Origin of the sequence: Burkholderia sp. M6-3, from assembly GCF_050858985.1 — a bacterium.
In the GTDB taxonomy this organism is placed as follows: Bacteria; Pseudomonadota; Gammaproteobacteria; order Burkholderiales; family Burkholderiaceae; genus Paraburkholderia; species Paraburkholderia caledonica.
Genome location: NZ_CP110091.1, coordinates 909,082 through 931,663 on the forward strand (window position 1 = coordinate 909,082; position 22,582 = coordinate 931,663).

At 61.2% G+C, this 22,582-nt stretch carries 19 protein-coding genes; 10 read left to right on the forward strand and 9 right to left on the reverse strand.

Annotated elements, in window-relative coordinates:
• Nucleotides 1-980 precede the first annotated feature (980 nt).
• The gene (locus tag OH764_RS21390) at nucleotides 981-1,253 is read left to right on the forward strand and encodes a DUF3072 domain-containing protein (protein ID WP_498850695.1); all 273 of its coding nucleotides are present in this window, start codon (nucleotides 981-983) and stop codon (nucleotides 1,251-1,253) included.
• Nucleotides 1,254-1,375: 122 nt separating this feature from the next.
• On the opposite strand, the gene OH764_RS21395 is transcribed toward OH764_RS21390, so the two are convergent.
• The 3 genes from OH764_RS21395 to OH764_RS21405 all read right to left on the reverse strand — a co-directional run bounded on the left by OH764_RS21395 (nucleotide 1,376) and on the right by OH764_RS21405 (nucleotide 4,109).
• A complete protein-coding gene (locus tag OH764_RS21395) occupies nucleotides 1,376-2,449 on the reverse strand; it encodes a sensor histidine kinase (RefSeq protein ID WP_498850696.1) in 1,074 nt (357 codons plus the stop codon).
• 520 nt (nucleotides 2,450-2,969) lie between these two features.
• Entirely contained in the window at nucleotides 2,970-3,560 is a 591-nt protein-coding gene (locus OH764_RS21400; protein ID WP_498850697.1) for a hypothetical protein, read from the reverse strand.
• 99 nt (nucleotides 3,561-3,659) lie between these two features.
• Nucleotides 3,660-4,109, reverse strand: a complete 450-nt coding sequence (locus tag OH764_RS21405) for a glycine zipper family protein (RefSeq protein ID WP_498851253.1) — start codon at nucleotides 4,107-4,109, stop codon at nucleotides 3,660-3,662.
• 397 nt (nucleotides 4,110-4,506) lie between these two features.
• Between OH764_RS21405 and OH764_RS21410 the strand changes: the two genes are divergently transcribed.
• Together OH764_RS21410 and OH764_RS21415 are read left to right on the forward strand one after the other, a co-directional pair.
• A complete protein-coding gene (locus OH764_RS21410) occupies nucleotides 4,507-6,318 on the forward strand; it encodes a SulP family inorganic anion transporter (RefSeq protein WP_498850698.1) in 1,812 nt (603 codons plus the stop codon).
• A 136-nt stretch (nucleotides 6,319-6,454) separates the two neighbouring features.
• Nucleotides 6,455-6,985 (forward strand): RT0821/Lpp0805 family surface protein, encoded by a 531-nt coding sequence (locus OH764_RS21415; RefSeq protein WP_498850699.1) that lies wholly within the window; start codon nucleotides 6,455-6,457, stop codon nucleotides 6,983-6,985.
• A gap of 121 nt (nucleotides 6,986-7,106) precedes the next feature.
• Here OH764_RS21415 and ppk2 read toward each other — a convergent pair whose 3' ends face one another.
• Complete coding sequence (gene ppk2 / locus OH764_RS21420) at nucleotides 7,107-7,922, reverse strand: polyphosphate kinase 2 family protein (protein WP_498850700.1); 816 nt, start codon at nucleotides 7,920-7,922, stop codon at nucleotides 7,107-7,109.
• Nucleotides 7,923-8,134: 212 nt separating this feature from the next.
• Between ppk2 and OH764_RS21425 the strand changes: the two genes are divergently transcribed.
• The gene (locus tag OH764_RS21425; RefSeq protein ID WP_498850701.1) at nucleotides 8,135-8,332 is read left to right on the forward strand and encodes a DUF2964 family protein; all 198 of its coding nucleotides are present in this window, start codon (nucleotides 8,135-8,137) and stop codon (nucleotides 8,330-8,332) included.
• A gap of 10 nt (nucleotides 8,333-8,342) precedes the next feature.
• On the opposite strand, the gene OH764_RS21430 is transcribed toward OH764_RS21425, so the two are convergent.
• Entirely contained in the window at nucleotides 8,343-10,832 is a 2,490-nt protein-coding gene (locus tag OH764_RS21430) for a two-partner secretion domain-containing protein (RefSeq protein ID WP_498850702.1), read from the reverse strand.
• 516 nt (nucleotides 10,833-11,348) lie between these two features.
• Complete coding sequence (locus OH764_RS21435; RefSeq protein ID WP_498850703.1) at nucleotides 11,349-11,633, reverse strand: hypothetical protein; 285 nt, start codon at nucleotides 11,631-11,633, stop codon at nucleotides 11,349-11,351.
• A gap of 40 nt (nucleotides 11,634-11,673) precedes the next feature.
• Between OH764_RS21435 and OH764_RS21440 the strand changes: the two genes are divergently transcribed.
• Together OH764_RS21440 and OH764_RS21445 are read left to right on the forward strand one after the other, a co-directional pair.
• Nucleotides 11,674-13,002: a hypothetical protein gene (locus OH764_RS21440; RefSeq protein ID WP_498851254.1), complete on the forward strand. Its 1,329-nt coding sequence runs from the start codon at nucleotides 11,674-11,676 to the stop codon at nucleotides 13,000-13,002.
• 489 nt (nucleotides 13,003-13,491) lie between these two features.
• A protein-coding gene (locus tag OH764_RS21445) for an IS5 family transposase (RefSeq protein ID WP_498846769.1) occupies nucleotides 13,492-14,303 on the forward strand; the annotation gives its coding sequence in 2 pieces (ribosomal slippage) (nucleotides 13,492-13,831 and nucleotides 13,831-14,303; 813 coding nt in all).
• Nucleotides 14,304-14,318: 15 nt separating this feature from the next.
• Here OH764_RS21445 and ligK read toward each other — a convergent pair.
• Genes ligK through OH764_RS21460 form a run of 3 tightly spaced genes read right to left on the reverse strand, consistent with a single transcriptional unit; the run spans nucleotide 14,319 to nucleotide 16,927 of the window.
• Nucleotides 14,319-15,002 carry a 4-hydroxy-4-methyl-2-oxoglutarate aldolase/4-carboxy-4-hydroxy-2-oxoadipate aldolase gene (gene ligK, locus OH764_RS21450; RefSeq protein WP_498850704.1) on the reverse strand — a complete coding sequence of 228 codons (684 nt, stop codon included), beginning with the start codon at nucleotides 15,000-15,002 and terminating at the stop codon, nucleotides 14,319-14,321.
• Nucleotides 15,003-15,004: 2 nt separating this feature from the next.
• Nucleotides 15,005-16,030 (reverse strand): amidohydrolase family protein, encoded by a 1,026-nt coding sequence (locus OH764_RS21455; RefSeq protein ID WP_498850705.1) that lies wholly within the window; start codon nucleotides 16,028-16,030, stop codon nucleotides 15,005-15,007.
• 57 nt (nucleotides 16,031-16,087) lie between these two features.
• Nucleotides 16,088-16,927 (reverse strand): IclR family transcriptional regulator, encoded by an 840-nt coding sequence (locus OH764_RS21460; protein WP_498850706.1) that lies wholly within the window; start codon nucleotides 16,925-16,927, stop codon nucleotides 16,088-16,090.
• Nucleotides 16,928-17,137: 210 nt separating this feature from the next.
• Here OH764_RS21460 and araD point away from each other — a divergent pair, with 210 nt between their 5' ends.
• The 4 genes from araD (at nucleotide 17,138) to OH764_RS21480 (ending at nucleotide 22,298) form a co-directional block, all read left to right on the forward strand.
• The gene (gene araD, locus OH764_RS21465) at nucleotides 17,138-18,928 is read left to right on the forward strand and encodes an IlvD/Edd family dehydratase (RefSeq protein WP_498850707.1); all 1,791 of its coding nucleotides are present in this window, start codon (nucleotides 17,138-17,140) and stop codon (nucleotides 18,926-18,928) included.
• A gap of 18 nt (nucleotides 18,929-18,946) precedes the next feature.
• A complete protein-coding gene (locus tag OH764_RS21470) occupies nucleotides 18,947-19,681 on the forward strand; it encodes a ribonuclease activity regulator RraA (RefSeq protein ID WP_498850708.1) in 735 nt (244 codons plus the stop codon).
• An 88-nt stretch (nucleotides 19,682-19,769) separates the two neighbouring features.
• The gene (locus OH764_RS21475) at nucleotides 19,770-21,098 is read left to right on the forward strand and encodes an MFS transporter (protein ID WP_498850709.1); all 1,329 of its coding nucleotides are present in this window, start codon (nucleotides 19,770-19,772) and stop codon (nucleotides 21,096-21,098) included.
• 132 nt (nucleotides 21,099-21,230) lie between these two features.
• Nucleotides 21,231-22,298, forward strand: a complete 1,068-nt coding sequence (locus tag OH764_RS21480; protein ID WP_498850710.1) for a LacI family DNA-binding transcriptional regulator — start codon at nucleotides 21,231-21,233, stop codon at nucleotides 22,296-22,298.
• Nucleotides 22,299-22,582 lie beyond the last annotated feature (284 nt).

The following is a 22,582-nucleotide window of genomic DNA, read 5'->3' on the forward strand; positions in this document are numbered from 1 at the left end:
GGGCCATGACGTACCGCGGCGTTATGCGGAACGGCTGCCGCCGGTTCGAACGGCTTGACAAGCCCACGCGAAAGGTCCGCCGCGCGGGTCCTACGGCTGCAATCTTAGCGCTCGCCTGGTAGCGCGGGGTGCACACCCGTGCTGTTTTGGGGCGAGGCATGAATCATGTGCAAGACAGTCGGTATTGAAGGATACCAATATGAATCGCTTTTAACATGTTCGTTAGCTCCGCTCCGATTTTCCGGGAGACACCGACGAGCGGCATTGGTCGGCGCGACACCTGAGGCGACGGGTTTATTCCATTGCATGACAACAAGTTTGTGGACCGTCCATTTCAGGAATTCCAGCGTGCTGTGAAATAGTCGCGCTGCGTCGACTGTTATGGATGGGCGGTGATGATCGGCATGTTGGCGCGACCGTTCCGCTCGATTTGAACGGAGCATCCGGCTCTGCTGGTAACTCGCCCTATCCGGGCGAACATGTGTTCTATAAGTGGCGCGTTTCGCCCCGACGATCCTGTCCAACGGCGTCGCGCTGTCGTCGGATCCGCTGCTTACGCGTGCCGGATCCGCGGCCGCCAGGATTGGCGTTCAAGTCGGCTGAGCGCTTGCGGTATGGAGGCAAGCCGCTGGTTCAGATGGTTTACCTGCCCGAGCGCGGCGTGCCCGTCACGCTTTGCGTAATCAAAGATTCGCGGCCCGATGAGTCGATCGCGCAGAAGAAGGTAGACGGCATGACTGCCGTGTCCTGGCGGCAAAACGAACTTGCATATGCGTTAATCGGCACTCCGCTGACGCTGCCGCGTTCGCGCGACCTGCATTTGCGGGGTCGTCGCGGCATGACTCGCGACCCGCGCCGCTTCCTCAATGCTGCGGCCACTGCAAAAGGCATGCGAATTGCTCACCTCCTGAGACCGTTGCGACGGTCGCGATTGCAGGCGGGCCACGTCAGCGTCGCGCAACATGACGGAGCAATTCAATATGACGCAAAAGAAAATCGCACAAACGGAAGATGAATCGACGTTGAACGCCGGCTCTGGCGACGACAATCCGAAGGTGCATCCCACGTCCAATGCCGAGAAAGATCCGGACGACTGGGTCACGGGCGAAGAACCGATGACGGGCGCTCAAGCCTCGTACTTGAAGACGCTGTGCGAAGAAGCAAAAGAGCCGTTCGACGGCTCGCTGACGAAGGCAGAAGCGTCTCGACGCATTGACGAACTTCAGGGAAAGACCGGTCGCGGAAAGCCCTGATCGGGCATTCTTTCGCCATCCATGTGGTGCGGCGCGCGCGTGGAGTAGTCCAGGGCAGTGAGGTGGTTCTCTGCACGCCGTCCGCGTGACCGGCATATTTACTAATCGCCTGCAGTTGGCACCTATTCCGGAAGCGTCAAATCCCACGCAGTTCCAGGGGCGGGTTGCGAGCGGTGATGAAGCTGGCCGCCGATGCTCGACAGTATCCTACGGCTCGTACGCAGGCCGATGTGTTCAAGAGCACTCGGGAGCAGGCCGCGTCCATTGTCGGCTACGCAGATTGAGTATCCGCCAGACGGGTTTCGCGTCAAACTTATTGTCAGCTGCCCAGGAGTCCCGGCGAAAGCATGTTCTACCGCGTTCGCAACGAGTTCGTTCACCACTGTCCCGATTGCGGTGCACGTGTCCAGAGTCACGGAGATGCCCGATACGAGATTGATCTCAAGCGTGATACCGCTCTCGCGCAAGCCATAAAAGTCGTGGAAGCTGTCGGCCATCGACGCGAGGTATCGCCCGAGATCGACAAGTTCGCCATGATCGCCTAGCCCCAGCAGATGGTTGTAGAGCGAAGCCATGGCGAAGACGCGGCGCTCGACTTGCTTGAAGCTATCGCGCACATGCGGATCTTTGGCTAGCGCGCCATTGCGTTGAAGCATTGCAACGATGAGCTGGAAGTTGTTACGTATGCGGTGCTGCTGTTCCCTTAACAGGTCTACCTTGGCATCGCGATCGGCGGTGAGCATGGAGCGCGTCCGGTACTTCTCGATACTCTCCGAGAGTGCGCTCGCCACCGACGCGAGAAACGACATCTCCAATGCCCCGAAGTGCGTCGGCTCGCGAAAATCCACCTCGAGAATCCCGTAGGCGCCGCTGCGATTGATAAGAGGAAGGTTGACCGACGTGACGACCTGGTACTCGATGAGAATTGCTGGGACCTTATCCTGCGGACGCAGGCGAACGTCTGGCTCGACCACCGGCTTCGCATTGGCCAGTGCCTCGCCGGCTGGATTCCAGGCCTGAACGGCGCCCGCAGAGCGGCCAATCACTTCTGCGCCCATGCCGTATTGCCCCCTGACGACTAGCGCGCCGCCGTCTCCTTCGACTTCGAGCACCTTTGACATTGGCGCATTGCAGCCGAGCGCGGCGCATTTTGCCGCCTCGTCGAGGATGGTTGCGAGAGAGACGTTGTCTTGCAAGGCCTCTGTCATTCTTGCAAAGGCTCGCCAATGGCGCAGAACGTCGGTGAGCGCAGCTGTCTCGCCGGGTGCTGGCCGAAGCTCGTCGATAGATGCCGCCAACGTTGCTTTGCGTGCGTAATGCGCCATATGCGTACCGTCGTCTGTAAGCCCGATGATGCATCCTAGCACTTTGCACAGGTGGATCCGATTGACGTGGTCATGAATGCGGCCAGACGCGGCATGCGGATCATGCTGTGATGCAAAGGAAAACGGGATCGACGCTGCGCAGTAGTCAGCGGGCGCACCATGTGGTGAGCGGACAATGTTGGCGCACATGTCCGGTTTGTCGGAGCTTAGGAGAAGCTTCTGCCATGCACGCAGAACAGTGAAAGTCGTCAGTTCTGGTATCTATCGTGAATCCGAAATAAAACATTGACCTTGCACAATTCAGGTCACTGCGGTCCGCTCGATCAATCAGCGCGCGCAGCTCCGCAACACGGCGGAGCGCGCACGTGCGTCTCGTGACTTCCCGCCGTTCCTATTTGCTGATCTGCTGCGGCTCCACCGATATGGCAACGGCTTCGTTGTAGACGACTTCTACCTGATCCCCTTTCTTGACGCGCTTGAACTGTTCAGGATCTTCTACCACGATATCGACCAAATTGCCCTGCGGACCCTTCAGCGTCACCGTTCTGGTGTGCGGGTTCAGGGCGACGACATTGGCCATCACCGTGATCGCACGGGCAGCCGAGCCTCCGGGTTTTGCGCCTTCTGGTGCGCGGTTGAGCGTTTCACTCTGGCTGATTGTCGCGGGTCCGGTGGTTTTCTTCAGGCTCAGCGTGAGCGCTTGTGTGTATTCGGCTGCGACCGTATCGCCGAGCTTCAACTGGTCGAAGTTCTTCGCTTCTTCTCCGACCGTGAGTTGCACGATCTTCCCTTTGGAGTCTTTCAGCCAGACAGTCCGGGTATCGGCTTCGATGCCGACGATGGTTGATTTTGTCTTGACAGTTCCAGTCACGGAAACCTTGCCCGGCTCTCTCGTCACGTCGTACTGCGGTGTCGTATCGGCGATTACTCCATGTGAAAAGGCCGCAGCCAGCGCGACGATAACGAGCTTTGTGGTGTTCATTGCTGATCTCCTCGAGTGTCCGACCGGGGGCCGCCGCGCGAATTACGCGGCGACGGCGTCACACATAGGCATGTGTGCAGCGCCATCACCAGGCGCTGTTCATTTGATGGTGTAGCCTCGCCCTTCCATACATGCGGCATACGCGCGGTTGAACGTATCCATGGCGCCTTGAGATTGCGCCTGACCGGAAGCCTGCGCTGCACGCTTGTTCTGCCGCGCCCTGGCGCCGCCGACCATGGTGCCCGCGGCTGCGCCGACGGCCGCGCCTTTCCCGGCATCTCCGCCAATAGCACCGATCACTGCGCCACCGGCCGCGCCCCGCGCGGCACCTTGAACGCGCTCGCCACCGCCCACAGCGGGGCCCGATGGCGGCGGCGGAGCGTTGGCGACCGCAGCGGGGTCGACGCCCGTGTTGTTCTTCGCCCAGGAATAACACGCACTGTCGTCCTGCTGCTGCTTCTGGGCGCTTTGTCCTTTGGCCGGGTAGGCTATCGGTTTGGCCTGCGGCGCGCCGGAGCCTAATAGTATGCAAATGGCGAAACCGTACACGGAGCACTTCCTTAGTGTGTTCACAGCACCTCCTCGGTCGGGCAATGTGCCGTAGCGGCCCGTCTCCTGATGATTGCGTTCATAGGCCGATGCACACAATGAGACCATGGTCCTATTCGGCCAGGTGCGACTCTACATCGGCCTCCCATCGGGGCCTCTGGTCATGCATTCGCAGTGACGTTGCCTTTACGCCCCATTTGCACGCGGTGCTGTGACCGCAATGTCAGGTGGCAGAACCCGCAATTCGCTTAGGACCAAAGTCCGATTCCAGGTCTCTGAGGAGCGGCTTACGCTTGAGTGCGAGTACGGTCATGGGCGCTGCCAGTGGCGCTAATGCAGCCGTCCCAGTTGCTTGGGACGTGCTGCTCGCCGGCTCTCGCACTGGAGGAAAACTTTCGTGACCAATAAAGTGCGCGCCGCTGGCCGGGCGACGGATGCGGCCGCGCCCAGCGGTTGGCGCTCGGTCTTTCCGCCTGCACAATGGCTCGCTTCCTATCAGCGAAAGTGGCTAAGGAAGGACGCGATTGCCGGCGTCACGTTAGCCGCGTATGGCATTCCTGTGTCATTGGCTTATGCGTCGCTGGCCGGCTTGCCGCCGCAATACGGTATCTATTGCTATCTAGTGGGCGGCGCGTGCTACGCGCTTTTCGGATCGTCGCGGCAACTTGCGATCGGCCCGACGTCGGCTATTTCGATGCTGGTCGGTCTCACCATTGCAGGCATGGCGGATGGCGATCCCGCCCGGTGGGCCTCGATTGCCGCGCTGACTGCCTTATTGATTGCAGGCATGTGCTGCATTGCGTGGCTGCTGCGTCTGAGTTCGCTCGTCAACTTCATCAGCGAAACAATACTCGTGGGCTTCAAGGCGGGCGCTGCGCTGACCATCGCGTTGACCCAGCTTCCGAAACTTTTGGGCACGAAAGGAGGGGGCGAGTCATTTTTCGAACGTCTCATGGTTCTCGGCGGACAGATCCCCACTACTTCGCTGACGGTGCTGATTTTCGGTCTCGTCTGCATCGCCGTTCTAGTGTTGGGCGAAAAGTACCTGCCAGGCAGGCCGGTCGCGCTCGCGGTCGTTGTCGTCTCGACCATTATTGTTTCCGTTACTTCATTGGCGGCGCACGGCTTCTCTGTTGTAGGTGCCTTGCCCCGAGGGCTGCCCGAATTCCATCTGCCGACGCTGCGCGTGCGAGACGTCGATGGCATCGTCTCGCTTGCTTTTGCCTGTTTGCTGCTGTCTTACGTCGAGAGCGTCTCCGCTGCGCGCGCGCTCGCGCAAGCCAATGGTTACGAGATCGACGCCCGTCAGGAATTACTGGGCCTCGGTGCGGCGAACCTGGCCGCCGGGCTGTTCCAGGGCTATCCGGTCGCCGGTGGACTGTCTCAGTCTTCCGTGAACGACAAGGCCGGTGCACGAACACCATTGGCGCTCGTGTTTGCATCGTTGACGATCGCCTTGTGTCTGATGTTTCTGACCGAACTGCTCAGGAACTTGCCGACCGTGGTTCTCGCGGCAATTGTGATGGTCGCGGTCAAGGGACTGGTCGACGTGAGAGAGATTCGTCATCTCTGGCGCGTAAGTCGCTATGAGTTTGCCGTCTCGTTTGTCGCATTTGCGGCAGTTCTGATGCTCGGCATTCTGAAGGGCGTGATCGTCGCCGTTCTCGTCTCGATGCTGTTGATTATCAGGCGGGCCGCACGCCCGCATGTTGCGTTTCTTGGCCGCATTCGCGGAACCCGGCGCTTTTCCGATATCCAGCGTCATGCGGACAACGAATCTATTGCGCACGTGCTTGTGTTTCGGGTTGCGGCGTCGCTGCTGTACTTCAACATCGAGCACGTGCGTCAGACAGTATGGGCAAAAGTCCACGAAGTCACCGAACCGATCAAGCTCGTGATATGCGATCTGTCGACGTCGCCCGTGGTCGATCTTTCAGGAGCGCGCATGCTGTCCGCATTGCATGGCGCGCTACTAGCTGAAGGGATAGGCCTGCGGATAGTCGGCGCGCACGCTGAGGCGCGCGACATACTCCGCGCCGAGAATCTGGAGGCACGTGTTGGTCCGATTGGACGCCGGTATTCGGTGGCAGACGTTGTCGATGAATTCGAATCCGGCCGTGCGGCAGGCTCGAAAGGGGCGCTGCGCGACACCGAACAAGCGGTGACGACGGTCGTGACTAAACCGGACCGAAGCGGACAAGGTTCTTGACGGGAAAGGCGCCAAAGCGCACTCGAGCGAGACAGGCGATTGGCGCTGCATATCCTGGCGTGCCGCAATAATGCCGCGCAACAGGTCAGCGCATGTTAAGCACTCAACGCAGTTTGGCAGCAACGAGGAGAACGAGATGAACAGACAGATGAGCGATGACTCGCGCGTTCGTGCGATCGCGGCAGCTCCGGTTCCGGCTGCGGTTGCTTGTTTCTTTCAGCCGGTGCGTTCCGAGCCGTCTCCTTCAATGGCCGGGCGCCCCGCACTTGCCCAGATGCGACCGACACGCTCGCTTGCTCGCCTGTTTCTACGGTGCCTGACTGGGGCTGCGCTGCTTGCCGTGAGCGCGGGCAGCGTTGCTTCGAATTTGAACTTCCTGAAAGACACGCCGATCAGCTTCATGAGAGAAGCTGATCGCAAGGCACTCAACGACGCCGCGCAAAAGGCGCTGGAAAAGAAAGACGGCGAGGTGGTTCCGTGGAGTAACGAAGGAACCGGTAACCCGGTTGCGATCAATGGCACCATCACGCCGCACGACACGTCGACGAAAGGGGACCGGACGTGCCGTACCACGACGCTCGTGGCAAATGCGAAAGGTCAGACACAAAGTTGGACACCGACTGTCTGCAAGACTGCCGGCGGACCGTGGAAAATACTCAAGAAATAGCGGATCGAAGGCATCAGGGCGTGCAGATACGCAGGTATCTGCGCGCCATGTCCGGCGGGTCGTTCAATTCCAGTGACAGCGTCGCGCTCCGCTGCGCCAGAGAGCAACGCAATCGGCGCGGTCAGAATCGTTCGGCCACGTATTTGAATGGATAGTCGGGCTCCTTGTAACCGTTCGGCTTTTGCCGGGCCGGTAGGGTGACCTTTTCGCGCGCGATCGCCTTATAGGGAATCTTTTGTAGCAGATCGCTAATGATATTGAGTCGCGCACGCCGCTTGTCATTGGATACCGCGACAAACCATGGGGCGAAATCGGTGTCGGAGGCTTCGAACATTGCGTCGCGCGCACGCGAATAGTCGTACCACCGGCTATAAGACTTCAAATCCATGCCGGAGAGTTTCCAGACTTTACGCCCGTCGGTGATGCGATCTTGCAGACGGCGAGTCTGTTCTTCTTGACTGACTTCGAGCCAGTATTTGAGCAGAATAATGCCGGACTGAACGATTGCACGTTCCACCAGCGGCACCGCTTTGAGAAAGCTCACGGCTTCATTTTCCGTGCAAAAACCCATTACGCGCTCAACGCCTGCACGGTTGTACCAGCTGCGATCAAAGATCACTATTTCTCCGGCCGCGGGCAGGTGAGGCAGGTAGCGTTGCACGTACATCTGGCTTTTTTCGCGGTCCGTGGGTGCAGGCAATGCGATCACACGGAATACACGCGGACTCACTCTTTCGGTGATTGCCTTAATCGCGCCGCCCTTGCCGGCGCCGTCGCGCCCCTCAAAAACGATACAGATCTTTTGCCCGGTTTGAACGACCCATTCCTGCAGCTTTACCAGTTCAACCTGCATTGGCGTGAGTTCGCGCAGATATTCCTTGTTGGATAACGTCTCACGCTTACCTGGCTCGTCCTGCTTACTTTGGTGCTTCGTCATTGCAATCTCTCCGCGCGCCGCCACAGCCTCGGTTGATGATTCACTAGAGTAAGCGGCGGCGTCGAGTCGAACAATGAGCCTTTGGTCCAATAGCGCGGCTGGTCGTCCTGTTCTATCCTCGGGACGTCCCGACGGGTGCAAGGGTAGAGCAAGACGCGCCGCGAACACCGGGCATGCCAGGTCGTTCGTGAAGCTAACGAACCGGAACCGCGATGAGACGATCCGAAACCAGCATAGCGTTTGCATTACTCGGCGTATTTGTCTGGCTTGGCGGTCTTTACGCCACGATACGCGGCCTTATCTATGAAACACCGGGTTGGTTCCGCTGGGGCGTGCTGGCCATCATTCTCGGCGTAGCGACATTTGTCATTGCGCTGAATCCGCTTGCGAATCGTGGGTCGCGAAAATGACAGAGGTTACCTACTGGGCAACCTGCCATCGCAACACCGGATGCGTCGCACCCGCAGGCATGGCCCACGCGCCAGTGGAGCTGAAGTCGTAGGTGGGACCGAAGCTCGACGGCATGCTCATCTGTGCCGTGGTCAACCCCTTTGCTGCCGAGGTGCCCGCGCCACTATAAACATCGCGTGTTGCCAAGGTGGTTTGAATGTCCCAGTACACGTCACCCGCAATGGTGCCGTTGTTGGTGCTTGCGACGCCTAGCGGGGGCGGGCCGAGCGTCGGATTGGTGTTCTGTACAACTTTCCCGGTGGCGAACGACTGCTCGATGGTGCCGCCGTTTCTTTGAACCAGCGCGGCACTGCCGTCCGAACACTGTGCGCCGTTTCCGCCGCCGCAATAGTTCGGCTGGAACGACACCTGTCCTGTCGCGTATGACTGCGAGATGAGTCCCGAGTTGCTGCCGACCAGTCCTCCGCCTCCTCCTGTATGCGCCTGCGCCGCCACTGCGCCCGTTGCATACGACTGCCGGATCGTCCCCACGTTGATTCCGACCAGTCCGCCGAGCGAGCCTTCGGCGGACACGTCCACGTTGCTGCCAGAGCGCGTGATCGTGCCGTAGTTGTATCCGATCAGCCCGCCTGTGCTGGAGGCGTAGCGGTAGCCCCCAAACGCGGAAGCGGATCCATTAGTGCGTACGTAAGTGACGAGTCCATAGTTGAATCCGGCCAGCATGCCGTAGGAACCGTAGTCCTGCTGATTATTGATCTTCCCATTCACGTCTACATGACGCACGACACCCGCCGCGCCGATCACACCGAACAGGCCGGCTGCGCGCTGATCGGGACCGCCGGTCATGGAGCCGGGTGTGACGAGCACCGTGCTCGACAGTGAGAGTCCATTGATTGCATGCCCCATGCCGTCGAACTGACCCGAGAACGGCGTCGCGCCGTCGCCGATCGGTGTAAACGGAAACGGTGGAGGGAAGCCCGAGGTCGCGCTTGCGTCGATGTCTTTGCCAAGCGCGTAGCTACCGGCGAGATCCGTCGAGATCTGCTGCAGGTCGCTCAGCGAATTGATCAGTTTATAAGCTGTCTCCTGGGTCAATAGACCGCTGTATGGCGCGGCCGTCCACGCGCTATTGGTAAGTACTGTGCCGGGGCTGTAACTGCCGTTCATATCGTATAGCGCGCTGACGATGCCCGTACTCGCGGACCAGTCGAGCGTGCCGCCGTTCACGACGCTGCCGGTGTTGTCGATGCCCGACGCGTCCGCGCGCAACGTCAGATTGCCGGAGCCCGAGTTCTTGAGGGTGACGCCCGGCGCAATCGACACATCGTGGTAGGCCTCGAGCGATAGGGCGGCGGGGCCCTGCCAACTGATGCCTGAAGCGACGCTTAGATCGCCGGATGCACCGTTCGCGCCCGTGGTCGTTACGTTCACCGATGTGCCCGCGTCGAGGCTGCGCCGAAGTGCTCCGGCAGCCGGCTGGTCGATCGTAAAAGCGGGAGTCGTTACGTTCCATTGCGACGCTAGCACTCGTGCGCCGGGGACGAACGAAAGCACTCGTGCCTGTGTATCGACAGTGCCGCCGCTGCCATTCGCATTGAAGGCGGAGATCGTGCCGCCCTGCGTGATCCCGCCCGTATCGGCGACGAGCCAGACGTGTCCATCGCGCGTTGCGGTGCCGGTTGCGCGTGTGCGTGTGCCGCCGCCCGCAAGCGCATAGATGTTGCCATCCGCGGCTTGCAGGTTGATCTGTGCGGCCAGCAAAGGCCCCTCGTTCGCGATGGTGCCGTTGCTGCCGGTCTGCACGAAAAGCTGTTTGCTACTCGACGAATCCTGCAGCAACAGTTTTGCGCCGACACCGAATTCCGCTGTCCCGTTAGGTGCCTCGACGGTACCCGCGTTGACGACAACCTGCCGAGCGATCAGAAATACGTCGCCGCCAGTCGAGCTGATTTTGCCCAGATTGACCACACTCGCATTCGAGTCGCCGGAGAACGTCAGCGAGCCGCCGTTCATGAACGCGCAGTTGCAGACATTGAGCGTCGACGCGAGGAAGCGTCCACCCGTGCTCACGACGCCGGACGGTCCAACGACGATTCCTTGCGGGTTGATCAGATAGAGGTCGCCTGTCGCGCCGAGCTTTCCAAGGATTACGGAAAGCGAGCCGCCCGTCACGCGATTGAGCGTTGCGCCCGAGCCGTTCTGGAACGTGACGGCATTGTCCTTGCCGATTGAAAAGCTACGCCAGTCGATCACGCCGCGCGTGGAGCCGGGCTGGGTCACGACCAGGTTGTTGCCGCTTGCGTTAATGGAGCCTTGCCCGCTAACGAATTGACCACCTTGCGGTAGTACGCCACCTGCGAGGGCGACCGTAGCCGAAGAGACTCCCGCAAGTGCAAGTGCAAGTGCGAGTGCGAGTGCGATGGCGATCGAGCGATGCGATGTGCCACAGACTCGGCAAGCGGGATTTCCAGGTGGTGATAGTGGTAACCGAAACGACATGGATGCCTCCTCGGTATCAGTCTGATTTCGTCTGCGGCGGTAAACAGCTGCTGATGGCTAACGACGCATCGTCTGACGTAACTGGCTCAGATCAGCTTAGCAGCGCGGTTGGCTGACACGCCGTAATAATCACATCAATTTGCGCCTGACGATGCCGCTTTTGGCGGATGTGTCGGCAGGCGGCCAATGCCTGCCGCTTGGCATGCGCTTTCGCGCTCAACGTTTTTTTTGCATCCGCACCCTACGCAAGCAGCAATTTATTGCCGACATCCAGACATGAGTTGCATCGCCTGAAGCAGGCGACGGGAAGAATTACCGAGCCCCATTTCTCGTGGCGTTCTTCTTATTGGCGCGAACGCCATAGATAAGGATGTCGAAGGAAATCGGCGCTCCTCCCGGACACGCATCCCACATCCCCTGATCGCGGATTTTTTCTGGGCGCGCCCCGGCGCTGGATTGCCTTGTCATGGTTAAACGACGTGAGTTTATCGGCTTGCTGACGGCTGTCGGCGGCAGTTATATGTTGAGCGCCTGCGGCGGCGGTTCGGGCGGAAGCGCTGGCGGCACGGCCAATGCCGGCGTGACCAGCAGCGCGGCGCCCGGTTCGAACGGCGCGGGTGCCGGCACAGGCAGCAACGGAACGCCGGCGACAACAGGAAGCCCTGCGAGCACCCAGACCAGCGCGACGTCGACGGGCACGAAGGGCGGGTCGTCAGGGTCGAGCAGTAACGGCGGCGCGTCGAACCACGGTGCGCCTGCATCGGCGGACGGCACGTTGGTCCCGCCTGCCGTGTCGATCATCGACAACCAGGCGGCGGTCTGGACGCTCGTCGGCGGATCGGTGTACCGGAATGGCGCACGGGCCGGCAGTACGTACAACGTGTCTTTGCTGCTCTGGTACGGCGGCGGCATCTATCACGAGGGAACCGGCGGCCAGTTCTACGGCTGGAACGGTTCCAACTGGTTCGCGTGCAACGATCCGCGCCTTGGCGGCACCTCGGCCGACGGTACGACGATCCCCGGCGCGTCGTACATCATCGACAAAGTGGGCGCGATCTGGAGCGTCGCAAATGGAGTCGTGCTTCGCAACAACGCCGCGGTCGGCGTGACCTCCAATGTCTCGCTGTTGCTGTGGTACGGCGGCAAGCTGTGGTACAGGGCAACGGGCGGCCAGTTCTATGTGTGCAACGACATTGAGCAATGGCTGCCTTGTACCGATCCGCGCATTTCCGTGGCGGCTACTAGCGGCACGTTCCATGGCATCAACGGGCATTACGATTATCGTTACACGCCCGCGCAAGTCGTGTCCATCATGACGAACATGGGATGTTCGACCTATCGCGTCGGCGCCACGGACGATCCAACGCAGCTCGGCGCGGTGGTCAGTCTTGCGCAGGCGTTCCAGGCAGCAGGCTTGACGCTGTTCGTGCTGATCGACATCGGTGTGCGGGACTGGAGCAACGTGCTCTTTGCCAGCGAGTCAGTGGCGTACGCCCGGGGGCACTCGTGCGGCGCGACGGTCGCTGCCGCGCTGGCGCCGTATGGCGTGGTTATGTACGAGTGCGGCAACGAGTTGACCCGAGATCCCGCGATCATTCTCGACTCGACCAATGCGGGGACGAAGGCCGTCGACTTCAACAACGGCAACTGGCCAATCATGCGTGGCGTCATGCGGGGCATGATAGAAGGCGTGAAATCGGCGCAGGCCTCGGCGAAGTGTGGAATCAACTTCTGCGTCGCCGACGTCGGCGCGGCCGACGCGTTGTGGGACGGCACGCAGCCGGACGGCACAAGCGGTTATCCGACGGTACGCTGGGACCTCACGACGTGGCACAACTACGAGGTATACGGGGACATCTTCGATATCGGCTCGGACGGCTCCGGCCCCGGCTTCGATCTGCCCGCGTACTGTAAAGCGCGCTACGGTGCGCCGTTTCTGCTCACCGAGTGGAACACTGGACCGGAGAAGACTCAGGCGTATCGCGCGGATTACATCAGCTCGCGCTATGCGACCTACTATCAGGCGAGAAAAACGAAGAACGTCCAGTCGGTGATGTATTACGTGCTCGATAGCGGTAACGCGACATATGGCCTGATGATAGATGGCGTGACACTCAATCTGCCGTACAACGCGTTTGTCAGTTTTGTTGCGAGCCATCCCGACAACTAAGCCTCGGGCTGGACGAGTGGCTCGCTCTATGGACAGCGATTAAAGCCCGGTCCGGCGCTGCGAACACTGGTAGAAAAAGAGCGGCGAGGGCGGGGCAACGAGCGGGCAGCTTCAGGTCAACCGCTACTGCTTACGCAGGCTTCAACAGTGTCCGCCATTCCCGCAGGCTGCCTGTGGCCGGTGGATTGTGGGAATGACTGAGGCATACAGGAGCTCCGGAAAGAGCCTCGCGCATCTCACGAGCGCGAAGCCGGTCAGCAATGACATGAGCAGCACAGGCAGGCTGTCATCGCCGTCGACCGCGGAAAACAACTCGTGCGAAACGAACGGCGAAAATGCCTGTGAGCGGGAATCGACCGCTCGCGCGCCGCGTTGGGCCGGCAAAAGCCCAACGTCATACTTAGAAGCTGTTGCGAAATTAAGTTCTGGGCCTGTTAACTTTTCTGACTTGGTGTTAACTTCCTGTCTTGTTTTGTCCAACAGGAAGCGATGCCTAAAGAACTCATCGACGACGAATTGTGGTTGCTCATCGAACCGCTTTTACCTGCTCGGGCACCGCGCAATCGCCAGTATGCGGGCCGCAAGCCGACTCCCGACCGTGCCGCGCTGACGGGCATTGTGTTCGTACTGCGCTCCGGCATTGCGTGGAATCTGCTACCGCAGGAGATGGGATGCGGTTCGGGCACCGCCTGCTGGCGGCGGCTCGTGGCATGGCAAGAAGCAGGAGTCTGGCAACGCATCCACGAAACGCTGCTGGCCGAACTGCGTCGCCGTGGCGAAATCGACTTGTCACGAGCGCTTGTAGACAGCTCGTCGATTCGCGCGATGCTGGCGGGAAAAAAACCGGCCCGAATCCCACGGACCGGCGCAAGCTCGGCAGCAAACACCACCTCATCGTCGACGCGAAAGGCATCCCGCTCGCGGTCATTCTGAGCGGGGCGAACCGCCACGACGTCACCCAGCTTGATGCACTCGTCGATGCCATTCCACACATTAGAGGCAAGCGGGGACGCCCGTTGCATAAACCGCAAATCGTTCAGGGCGACCGGGGCTACAGCTCGGAACCACATCGACAGCGTTTGAGAGAGCGCGGCATCACGCCGGTGCTCGCAAAGATTGGCTCGCCCCATGGCAGTGGTCTGGGCAAAACGCGTTGGCCAGTCGAGCGCTCGATTGCATGGCTTCACTCGTTTCGACGCCTGAAGATTCGCTACGAACGTTATGCCCATGTCCATGAAGCCTTTCTGTCCCTGGCTTGCGCCTTGATTTGCTGGACGCGACTCAGGCCAATGTTTAACTAATTTCGCAACAGCTTCTTAGTCGACGTAGCGCAAACCCAACTGTTTCAACGGCTCGCGCATCTGATACATGTCGAGGCCGAGCACGCCCGAGGCAAGCTTTTCACGCTTCTGCCCTTCGTTTGCCTCGCGTGCGGTGGCTTTATCGAGCGTGTCTTGTGCTTTTGCCGACGGCACCACGACCACGCCGTCCTGATCCGCAACGACCACGTCGCCCGGTGTGACGAGCGCGCCCGCGCAGATCACCGGGACGTTGACCGAGCCAAGGGTCGCCTTGATGGTGCCCTTCGCCGAGATCGCCTTGCTCCACACCGGAAAGCCCATTTCGGTGAGCACGCTCACGTCGCGCACACCCGCATCGATGATCAGCGCCCGTGCGCCGCGCGCCTTGAAGCTCGTTGCAAGAAGGTCGCCGAAATAGCCGTCGGTGCAGTCGGCCGTGACGGCTGCCACTACGATGTCGCCGGGTTGAATCTGCTCGGCCGCAACGTGCATCATCCAGTTGTCGCCGGGATGCAGAAGCACAGTGACGGCAGTGCCGCTCACCGGCGCGCCTGCATAGATTGGGCGCATGTACGGCTTCATCAGGCCCACGCGTCCCATGGCTTCGTGAACGGTGGCACTGCCGAGAGCGCCGAGGGCGTCCGCGACACGGCTGTCCGCACGCGCGATATTGCAATAAACCACTCCGAGTTCGTACATGTTCAACGTCCTTGTGCTTTGAGTGCGGCATCGAGGCGCGGATAGACGCGCCGTGCGTTGCCCTCGTAGATCTGGTCGCGCTGCTCCGGATTGATGGCCGCTGCCTCTACGTAGCGCTTCGTATCGTCGAAGTAATGGCCCGTTTGCGGGTCGATGCCGCGCACCGCGCCGATCATCTCGCTCGCGAACAGAATGTTGTCGACGGGAATCACGTTCGTAAGCAGGTCGATGCCCGGCTGGTGATACACGCAGGTGTCGAAGAAAATATTCTTGAGCAGATGCTCTTCGAGCAGCGGCTTCTTCATTTCCTGCGCGAGGCCGCGAAAGCGTCCCCAGTGATACGGCACTGCGCCGCCGCCGTGGGGAATCACGAAACGCAACGTCGGGAAATCGCGGAACAGGTCTGACGTCAGGCACTGCATGAACGCCGTGGTGTCCGCGTTCAGGTAGTGCGCGCCCGTAGTGTGAAAGCACGCGTTGCAGCTGGTGCTCACGTGGAGCATTGCCGGGATGTCGTATTCGACCATCTTCTCGTAGATCGGATACCAGTAGCGGTCGGAGAGCGGCGGGCTCGTCCAGTGGCCGCCCGACGGATCGGGATTCAGATTGATCGCGACATTGCCGTACTGTTCGACGCACTTCACGAGTTCGGGAATGCAGGTAGCCGCGTCCACGCCGCGGCTCTGCGGCAGCATCGCGGCGGGAATGAAATGCTCGGGGAACAACTGGCTTACGCGATAGCACAGTTCGTTGCAGATCGCGGCCCACGTGCTCGACACGTCGAAGCTGCCGATGTGATGCGCCATGAAACTGGCGCGCGGACTGAACACGGTGAGGTCGAGCCCGCGTTCGCGCATGAGGCGCAACTGATTCGTTTCTATCGACTCGCGCAACTCGTCGTCGCTGATCCGCAACTCGGACGGCTTGGGCGCCTCGGTGGGGTTGCCCAGTGCGGCGATCTGGCGGTTACGCCACGCCTCCAGCGCTTTTGGCGCGGTCGTGTAATGACCGTGAATGTCGATGATCATTTATGTACTCCGAAATAAAATGCGGTATGACGGGACTTTTCGCGTGACTACCTAGGCCTACTCGTTCGCCTCGGTCTGTCCCAAGGCGTCGGGACGCCCGTCGTTCAATGACTGATGCTCACGTCGCGCGTTTGCAGATGCCGCGTCAAGAGAAGCCGCTTTGAGCAAAGGCTCTTGGTCGCCGCCTAGCGCCTTCGTCGCGCGCGCCGCGAATTCGAGCAGGCGCGGGCGGTAGCGCTCCATTTCCCGCATGCCCATGCGCGCGGACGGTCCGACAATGCCGAGCGCGCCGACCAGTTCCTGACCGACGCGGAACACGGGGGCCGAGATGCCCGACGTTTCGCGGTCGCGTTCGCCCATCGACAGATAGACGTAGCGCGAGCGGACCGTCTCGTACGGCTCACCCGGTTCGCCTGCAAACGCGAGCAGCACCCGTCCACCCGCGCCGCGTTCGAGCGGCTGAGTGTCGCCTTGCTGCACTTCCGCGCGAATCGAATGACGCGATGCGATGCGGTAGAGGCACACGCGGTGATCGTGCTCGCGCACGTGAAACGAGACGGCCTCGCCGGTTTCCGCGCTGAGTTCCTTCATGGCGGGCAGCAGGACGTCGCGCAGATCGAAGCCGGCTTCGTAGACGGCGCTCAGATGCACTGCCGCAGACCCGATCCAGAAGCGGCCGTCGTCGCGGCGAATCAGAAGCTGGTGGTGGCAAAGCGCCTGCGCGAGCCGCGAGAGGGTGCTCTTGTAGAGTCCCGTGCGCTCGGACAGCTGGGTTAGCGTGAGCGGTTCGTCGTCGCGGCGAAAGGCGAAGAGAATCGACGCCGCACGGTCGAGAACGTCGATTCCACTGGCCGTGACGCCTTGCGGCGCGCGCACAGTTTCGCTGTTGCGAGGCATATGTCCGTTTCCGTTTAGTTCTATCAGATAGAACTGATAATCGCAGAATGGAACAATGCTATTCCGGTCGCTTGTGTCCGTCAATCACTCAGCCGCGCGGCGTGTCGGTGATATCCCTGAGCGACAGGTCGGAATGGTATCGCTACCATCGCAATCATCCCGAAAAGCTCCGCCCGCCGGCAGGATTTGCGGCGTGATGGTAGCGCTACCATGGAGACATCAGTGGCGAACCGTAAAACCTCGGAACAGCTGCGCAGCTATCGCTGGTATGGCGTCAACGACCTTCGCTCATTCGGCCATCGGTCGCGCACTGCGCAAATGGGCTATCACGCGTCCGATTACATGGGCAAGCCGGTGATCGCCGTCGTCAACACGTGGAGCGAGATCAACTCCTGTCACACGCATTTCAAGCAGCGCGTGGAGGAGGTCAAGCGGGGCATCTGGCAGGCCGGCGGCTTCCCCGTCGAGATGCCGGTCATGACGCTCGCCGAGCCGTTCCAGAAACCGACCACGATGCTGTACCGCAACTTCCTCGCGATGGAGACCGAGGAAATTCTGAAGTCGTATCCGTTCGACGGCTGCGTGCTGATGGGCGGCTGCGACAAGACCACGCCCGGCCTGTTGATGGGCGCAATTAGCATGAACCTGCCGTCGATCTTTCTGCCCGCCGGCCCGATGCTGCGAGGCAACTGGAACGGCCGCACGCTCGGCAGCGGGTCGGACACGTGGAAGTACTGGGCCGAACTGCGCGCGGGCAAGATCACGGAAGACGAGTGGAAGGGCATTGAGAGCGGCATCGCGCGCTCGCCTGGCCACTGCATGACGATGGGCACCGCGTCGACCATGACGAGCGCTGCCGAAGCACTCGGCCTCACGTTGCCCGGCTTTTCGTCGATTCCCGCGGTCGACTCGCGGCATGCGCAGTTCGCGTCGCTGACGGGGCAGCGCATCGTCGAAATGGTGTGGACCGATGTGAAGCCGTCGGACATCCTCACCGCGAAATCATTCGATAACGCCGTGACCACCGTGCTGGCCATGTCGGGTTCGACTAACGCGATCGTGCATCTCGTGGCGGTCGCGCGCCGCGCCGGTATCGACCTGACGACGGCAAGGTTCGACGAGCTTTCGCGCATCACGCCGGTGATCGGCAATCTGCGCCCGTCGGGTCAGTATCTGATGGAAGACTTTTTCTATGCGGGCGGCTTGCGCGCGCTGCTGCTGGAACTCGGCGATCTGATCGACGGCTCGCAGATGACGGTCAACGGTTCGACCCTCGGCGAGAACATCGCGGGCGCTGAAATTTTCAATGACGATGTGATCCGCAAGCGCAGCAATCCGGTGGTGGCGAGCGACGGCCTTGCGGTGCTGACCGGCAATCTCGCGCCGGACGGCGCCGTCATCAAGCCCGCGGCGATGGAAGCGCATCTGCTGAACCATCGCGGCCGCGCCGTGGTGTTCAAGGACTACGCGGATATGGCGGCGCGCATCGACACGGAGGACCTCGACGTCACCGCCGATTCGGTGATCGTGCTTCAGCACGCGGGGCCTGTGGGCGCGCCCGGCATGCCCGAATGGGGCCAACTGCCGATTCCGCAGAAACTGTTGAAGCAGGGCGTGCGCGACATGGTGCGTATTTCCGACGCGCGCATGAGCGGCACCAGTTATGGCGCGTGTGTGTTGCATGTGGCGCCGGAGTCGTTTGTCGGCGGCCCGCTTGCTCTCGTGAAGGACGGCGACATGATTCAACTCGACGTGGCCGCGCGACGTCTGCATCTCGAAGTGAGCGACGAAGAACTGAGCGCGCGCAAAGCCGCATGGCAGCCGCCGAAGCTTCCCTTCGAACGCGGCTTCGGCGTGATGCATCAACTGCATGTATTGCAGGCGAATAAGGGTTGCGATTTCGATTTCCTCGAAGAGCCGGTGAAAACAGCGGCTGCGCCAAGCGCGCCGACCACGCACGATGCGCCGGGTGCGAAAAGCAGCGAACCCGAAATTCACTAATCAAACCGGAGCCCTGAGATGACCGCATCCGAAATCGTCTTGAGCGAAGAGACGCTCGAACAACTGAGACACGTGAGCACGGCGACGTTGACCACACAACTTTTCAAGCGCGGCTTGCGCAACGTGTTTTTGCAAGGCGTCGCGCCGCTCGCCAAGCCGGCACCAGGCACGCCGAATCTGGTGGGACCCGCGTTCACGTTGCGCAATATCCCGGCGCGCGAAGACCTCGATCACGTCGGCGTGTTTCAGGACCCGGACCATCCGCAACGCAAGGCAGTCGAGACCGCGCCTGTCGGCAGTGTGCTCGTGCAGGACTGCCGCGGCGAGCGCTCGGTGGCGTCGGTGGGCTCGATTCTCGCGCTGCGCCTCGCTAAGCGCGGGGTCGCGGGCATGGTGTCCGACGGTCCGGTGCGCGATAGCGGGACCATCGCGGCATTGGGCTTGCCGATCTGGTGCGCGGGCGCGAGCGCGCCGCTGAATCTGGCGAAACATCATGCGGTCGACATGAATGTGCCGATTGCCTGTGGCGGCGTGCCGGTTTATCCGGGGGATATCGTCGTCGCGGATGTGGACGGTGTCGTTATCGTGCCGCGCGAGATGGCCGCCGATGTCGCGCGCGATGCGGCCGAACAGGAACAGCTCGAGCAGTTCATCGCCCAGCGGATCGACGAAGGCAGGCCGTTGCGCGGCACTTATCCGCCCAATGAAGAGACCATGGCCGCTTATGCGCAGTGGCGCGCACAACGCCAATGAGCCGCTGCGCCGCCCGAGTACACATCATTCACGCTTGATCTATCGCAGGACACAGGTCCGCGCATCGAACGCGGCCGGAGGAGACGCTGTGAGCACCACGACACCGGCAATCGCCGAATCGCGCCTGATCAACCGCCTTGCGCTGCGCCTGATCCCGCTGCTGGGGCTGCTCTATCTGGTCGCTTATATCGACCGCTCCAATATCAGCTTTGCCAAGCTGCAAATGCTCGGAAGCCTCGGACTTTCCGAGGTTGCCTATGGGCTTGGCGCGTCGCTGTTCTTTATCGGCTACCTCATTTTCGAAGTGCCGAGCAACGTGATGCTGCACAAGTACGGCGCTCCGCGCTGGATGGCGCGCATCATGTTCACATGGGGCGTCGTGACGATACTGCTCGCTTTCACGCAGAACGCCACGATGTTCTATGTGCTGCGCTTTCTTCTCGGCGCATCGGAAGCCGGTTTGTATCCTGGTGTGATCTATTACCTCACGCTGTGGTTTCCGGCGCGGCATCGTGTACGTATGCTCGGCTACTTCACGGTGGGCAGCAGTCTCGGGAATATGCTCGGCGCGCCGATCTGCGGCTGGCTGCTCGATAAGGGCGGGATTGCCGGGCTGCATGGCTGGCAACTGGTGTTCATCGTCACGGGGCTGCCGTCGGTTCTCTTGACGGTCGTTGTGCTGTTCCTGCTGCCGTCGTCGCCGAAACAAGCAAAGTTTCTTTCCGCCGACGAGAAAGCGTGGCTCACGCACACACTCGACGCCGAACGCGCGCAGATCAAGTCGGGCGTCGCGACGCACGGCTCGTTGCTCAGCGTACTGACCGAGCCGCGCGTGATCGGCATGGCGCTCTACTACATGATGCTGTCGATCTCCGTCTACGGCGTGAGCTACTGGTTGCCGACGCTGGTCAAAGGCTTCGGCGTGAGTAATACGACGAACGGGCTGCTGAACATCATTCCATGGCTGATGGCGACCATTGTGCTTGCGTGGCTGCCGTCCAGACTGCGCGGTGCCGGCAATCGCGCAATCATCGCGATGCTGGTTTCGGCTCTGCTGGGTGTTGTGTGTTTTCTGAGCGCGGTGTTTCTGCCGACCAACACGCTGCGATTCATCGCGTTGTGCTTCGGCGCGCCGTGCATGTATCTGCTGATTCCGTGCTTCTGGACCTTGCCGCCGAAATTCCTGTTCGGCGCGCGTGCCGCGGCCGGCATCGCCGCGATCAATTCGCTCGGCAATATCGGCGGCTTCATCGCGCAGAATCTCGTGCCGTGGGTTCGGCAGACAACGGGCAGCGTGAAGGCGCCGATGCTGATTCCCGCGACCTGTCTGCTCGTGTTCGCCGTCATTACGCTGTTGATCTTGCGCCGGGAAAGAGGCGCACGCGGGGCGCAACGTGCTGTCCCTCTGACCGAGTAGGCTGTGCGACCACGCTTTGACATGCGGGGAGTCTGGCCGGGCCGCGTTTCGGTTGCCGCGATTTAGCGAAAGTCGGCGTGGTTCAGCCAGTTTAGAATACGGCGCGCGATCCATTAACTTCCGTCAGCACCCATGCCGAACCAGAAACCGCCCGCTGCCGCCGACGCCGATCTGCCCGACGCGGCGGCGCGCGCCAGACGCATGCGCGGCGGCCCGAAAGGCCTGCGCATCACCGACGTCGCGGCGCAAGCGGGTGTCTCCCCGATCACGGTATCGCGCGTATTCAATAGTCCTGCGACGGTGGCGCCGGAAACGCTCGAACGCGTGCGCCAGGTCGTGCAAAAGCTCGGCTATGTGCCGAACAGGCTTGCGGGCGGCTTGTCCTCGTCGCGCTCGCGGCTGATTGCCGCGATCGTACCGACCATCGCCCACTCTCTGTTCTCGGAAACGATCCAGGTCTTCAGCGAGACGATGTCGCGCGCGGGCTACCAGGTGCTGCTCGCCTTGAGCGGCTACGACGATTCGAGTGAAGAGGCGTTGCTCGACGCAGTGCTGAGCCGGCGACCCGAAGGCGTGCTGCTGACCGGCGTCGCGCACACCGACTCCTTGCGCGAGCGGCTTGCGAACGTCGGCATTCCGATCGTCGAAACGTGGGACATGACGGATCAGCCTATCGACATGCTGGTCGGTTTCTCGCATTACCGGATCGGCGTGGCGGTGGCCGAGCACTTCCTGCAAAGGAACGTGCGCAAGCCCGGGCTCGTGTCGGCAAACGACGAACGGGCGCTCGCGCGTCGCCGTGGCTTTTGTGAGCGGCTCGCGCAGGCGGGCATTCGCGATATCGCGGAAGTACTCGTCGCGCCGCCTAGTTCGGTTGCCCTCGGTAAGGCGGCATTGCCCCGGCTCGTTGAGCAGTCCCCCGATATCGACGCGGTTTTTTGCGGGTCGGACCTGCTCGCCATTGGAACGTTGAGCGCGGCCAGACAATTGGGGTTGAGCGTGCCGTCGCAACTGGCGATCTGCGGCTTCGGCGATCTGGAGTTCGCGACCGAGACGACGCCCGAGCTTACCTCTGTGCACGTCGACGGCACACGGATCGGGCTCACCGCGGCGCGCTGCCTGCTAGACCGGCTGGCCGGCACAGAGCAGAACAAAGTAACCGACGTGGGCTTCCAGATCGTGGAGCGCGCAACGACCTGATCCGGCTTCGGCCATATCTCCATCACGCCGTTGCATATGCGGCGCCTGTCAGGCCGTCATGGCCTCTTTCTCCTGGTGTCTTTGCGATTGACGAGGCGGCGAATCGAGCACCGCGAGCGCGCAACACTTGACGCAGATCAGAAATACACTCACTCGCGACTATTGCGCATGAGCACGCGCACGTGCATCGAATGCCGATGCGGACATTGTTTGATTTAGCTTGTCCGAGATCATGTTCCAGTCCGGTGGGCGCTCTTAGAATCCGACCGCGCATGAAGTAATTG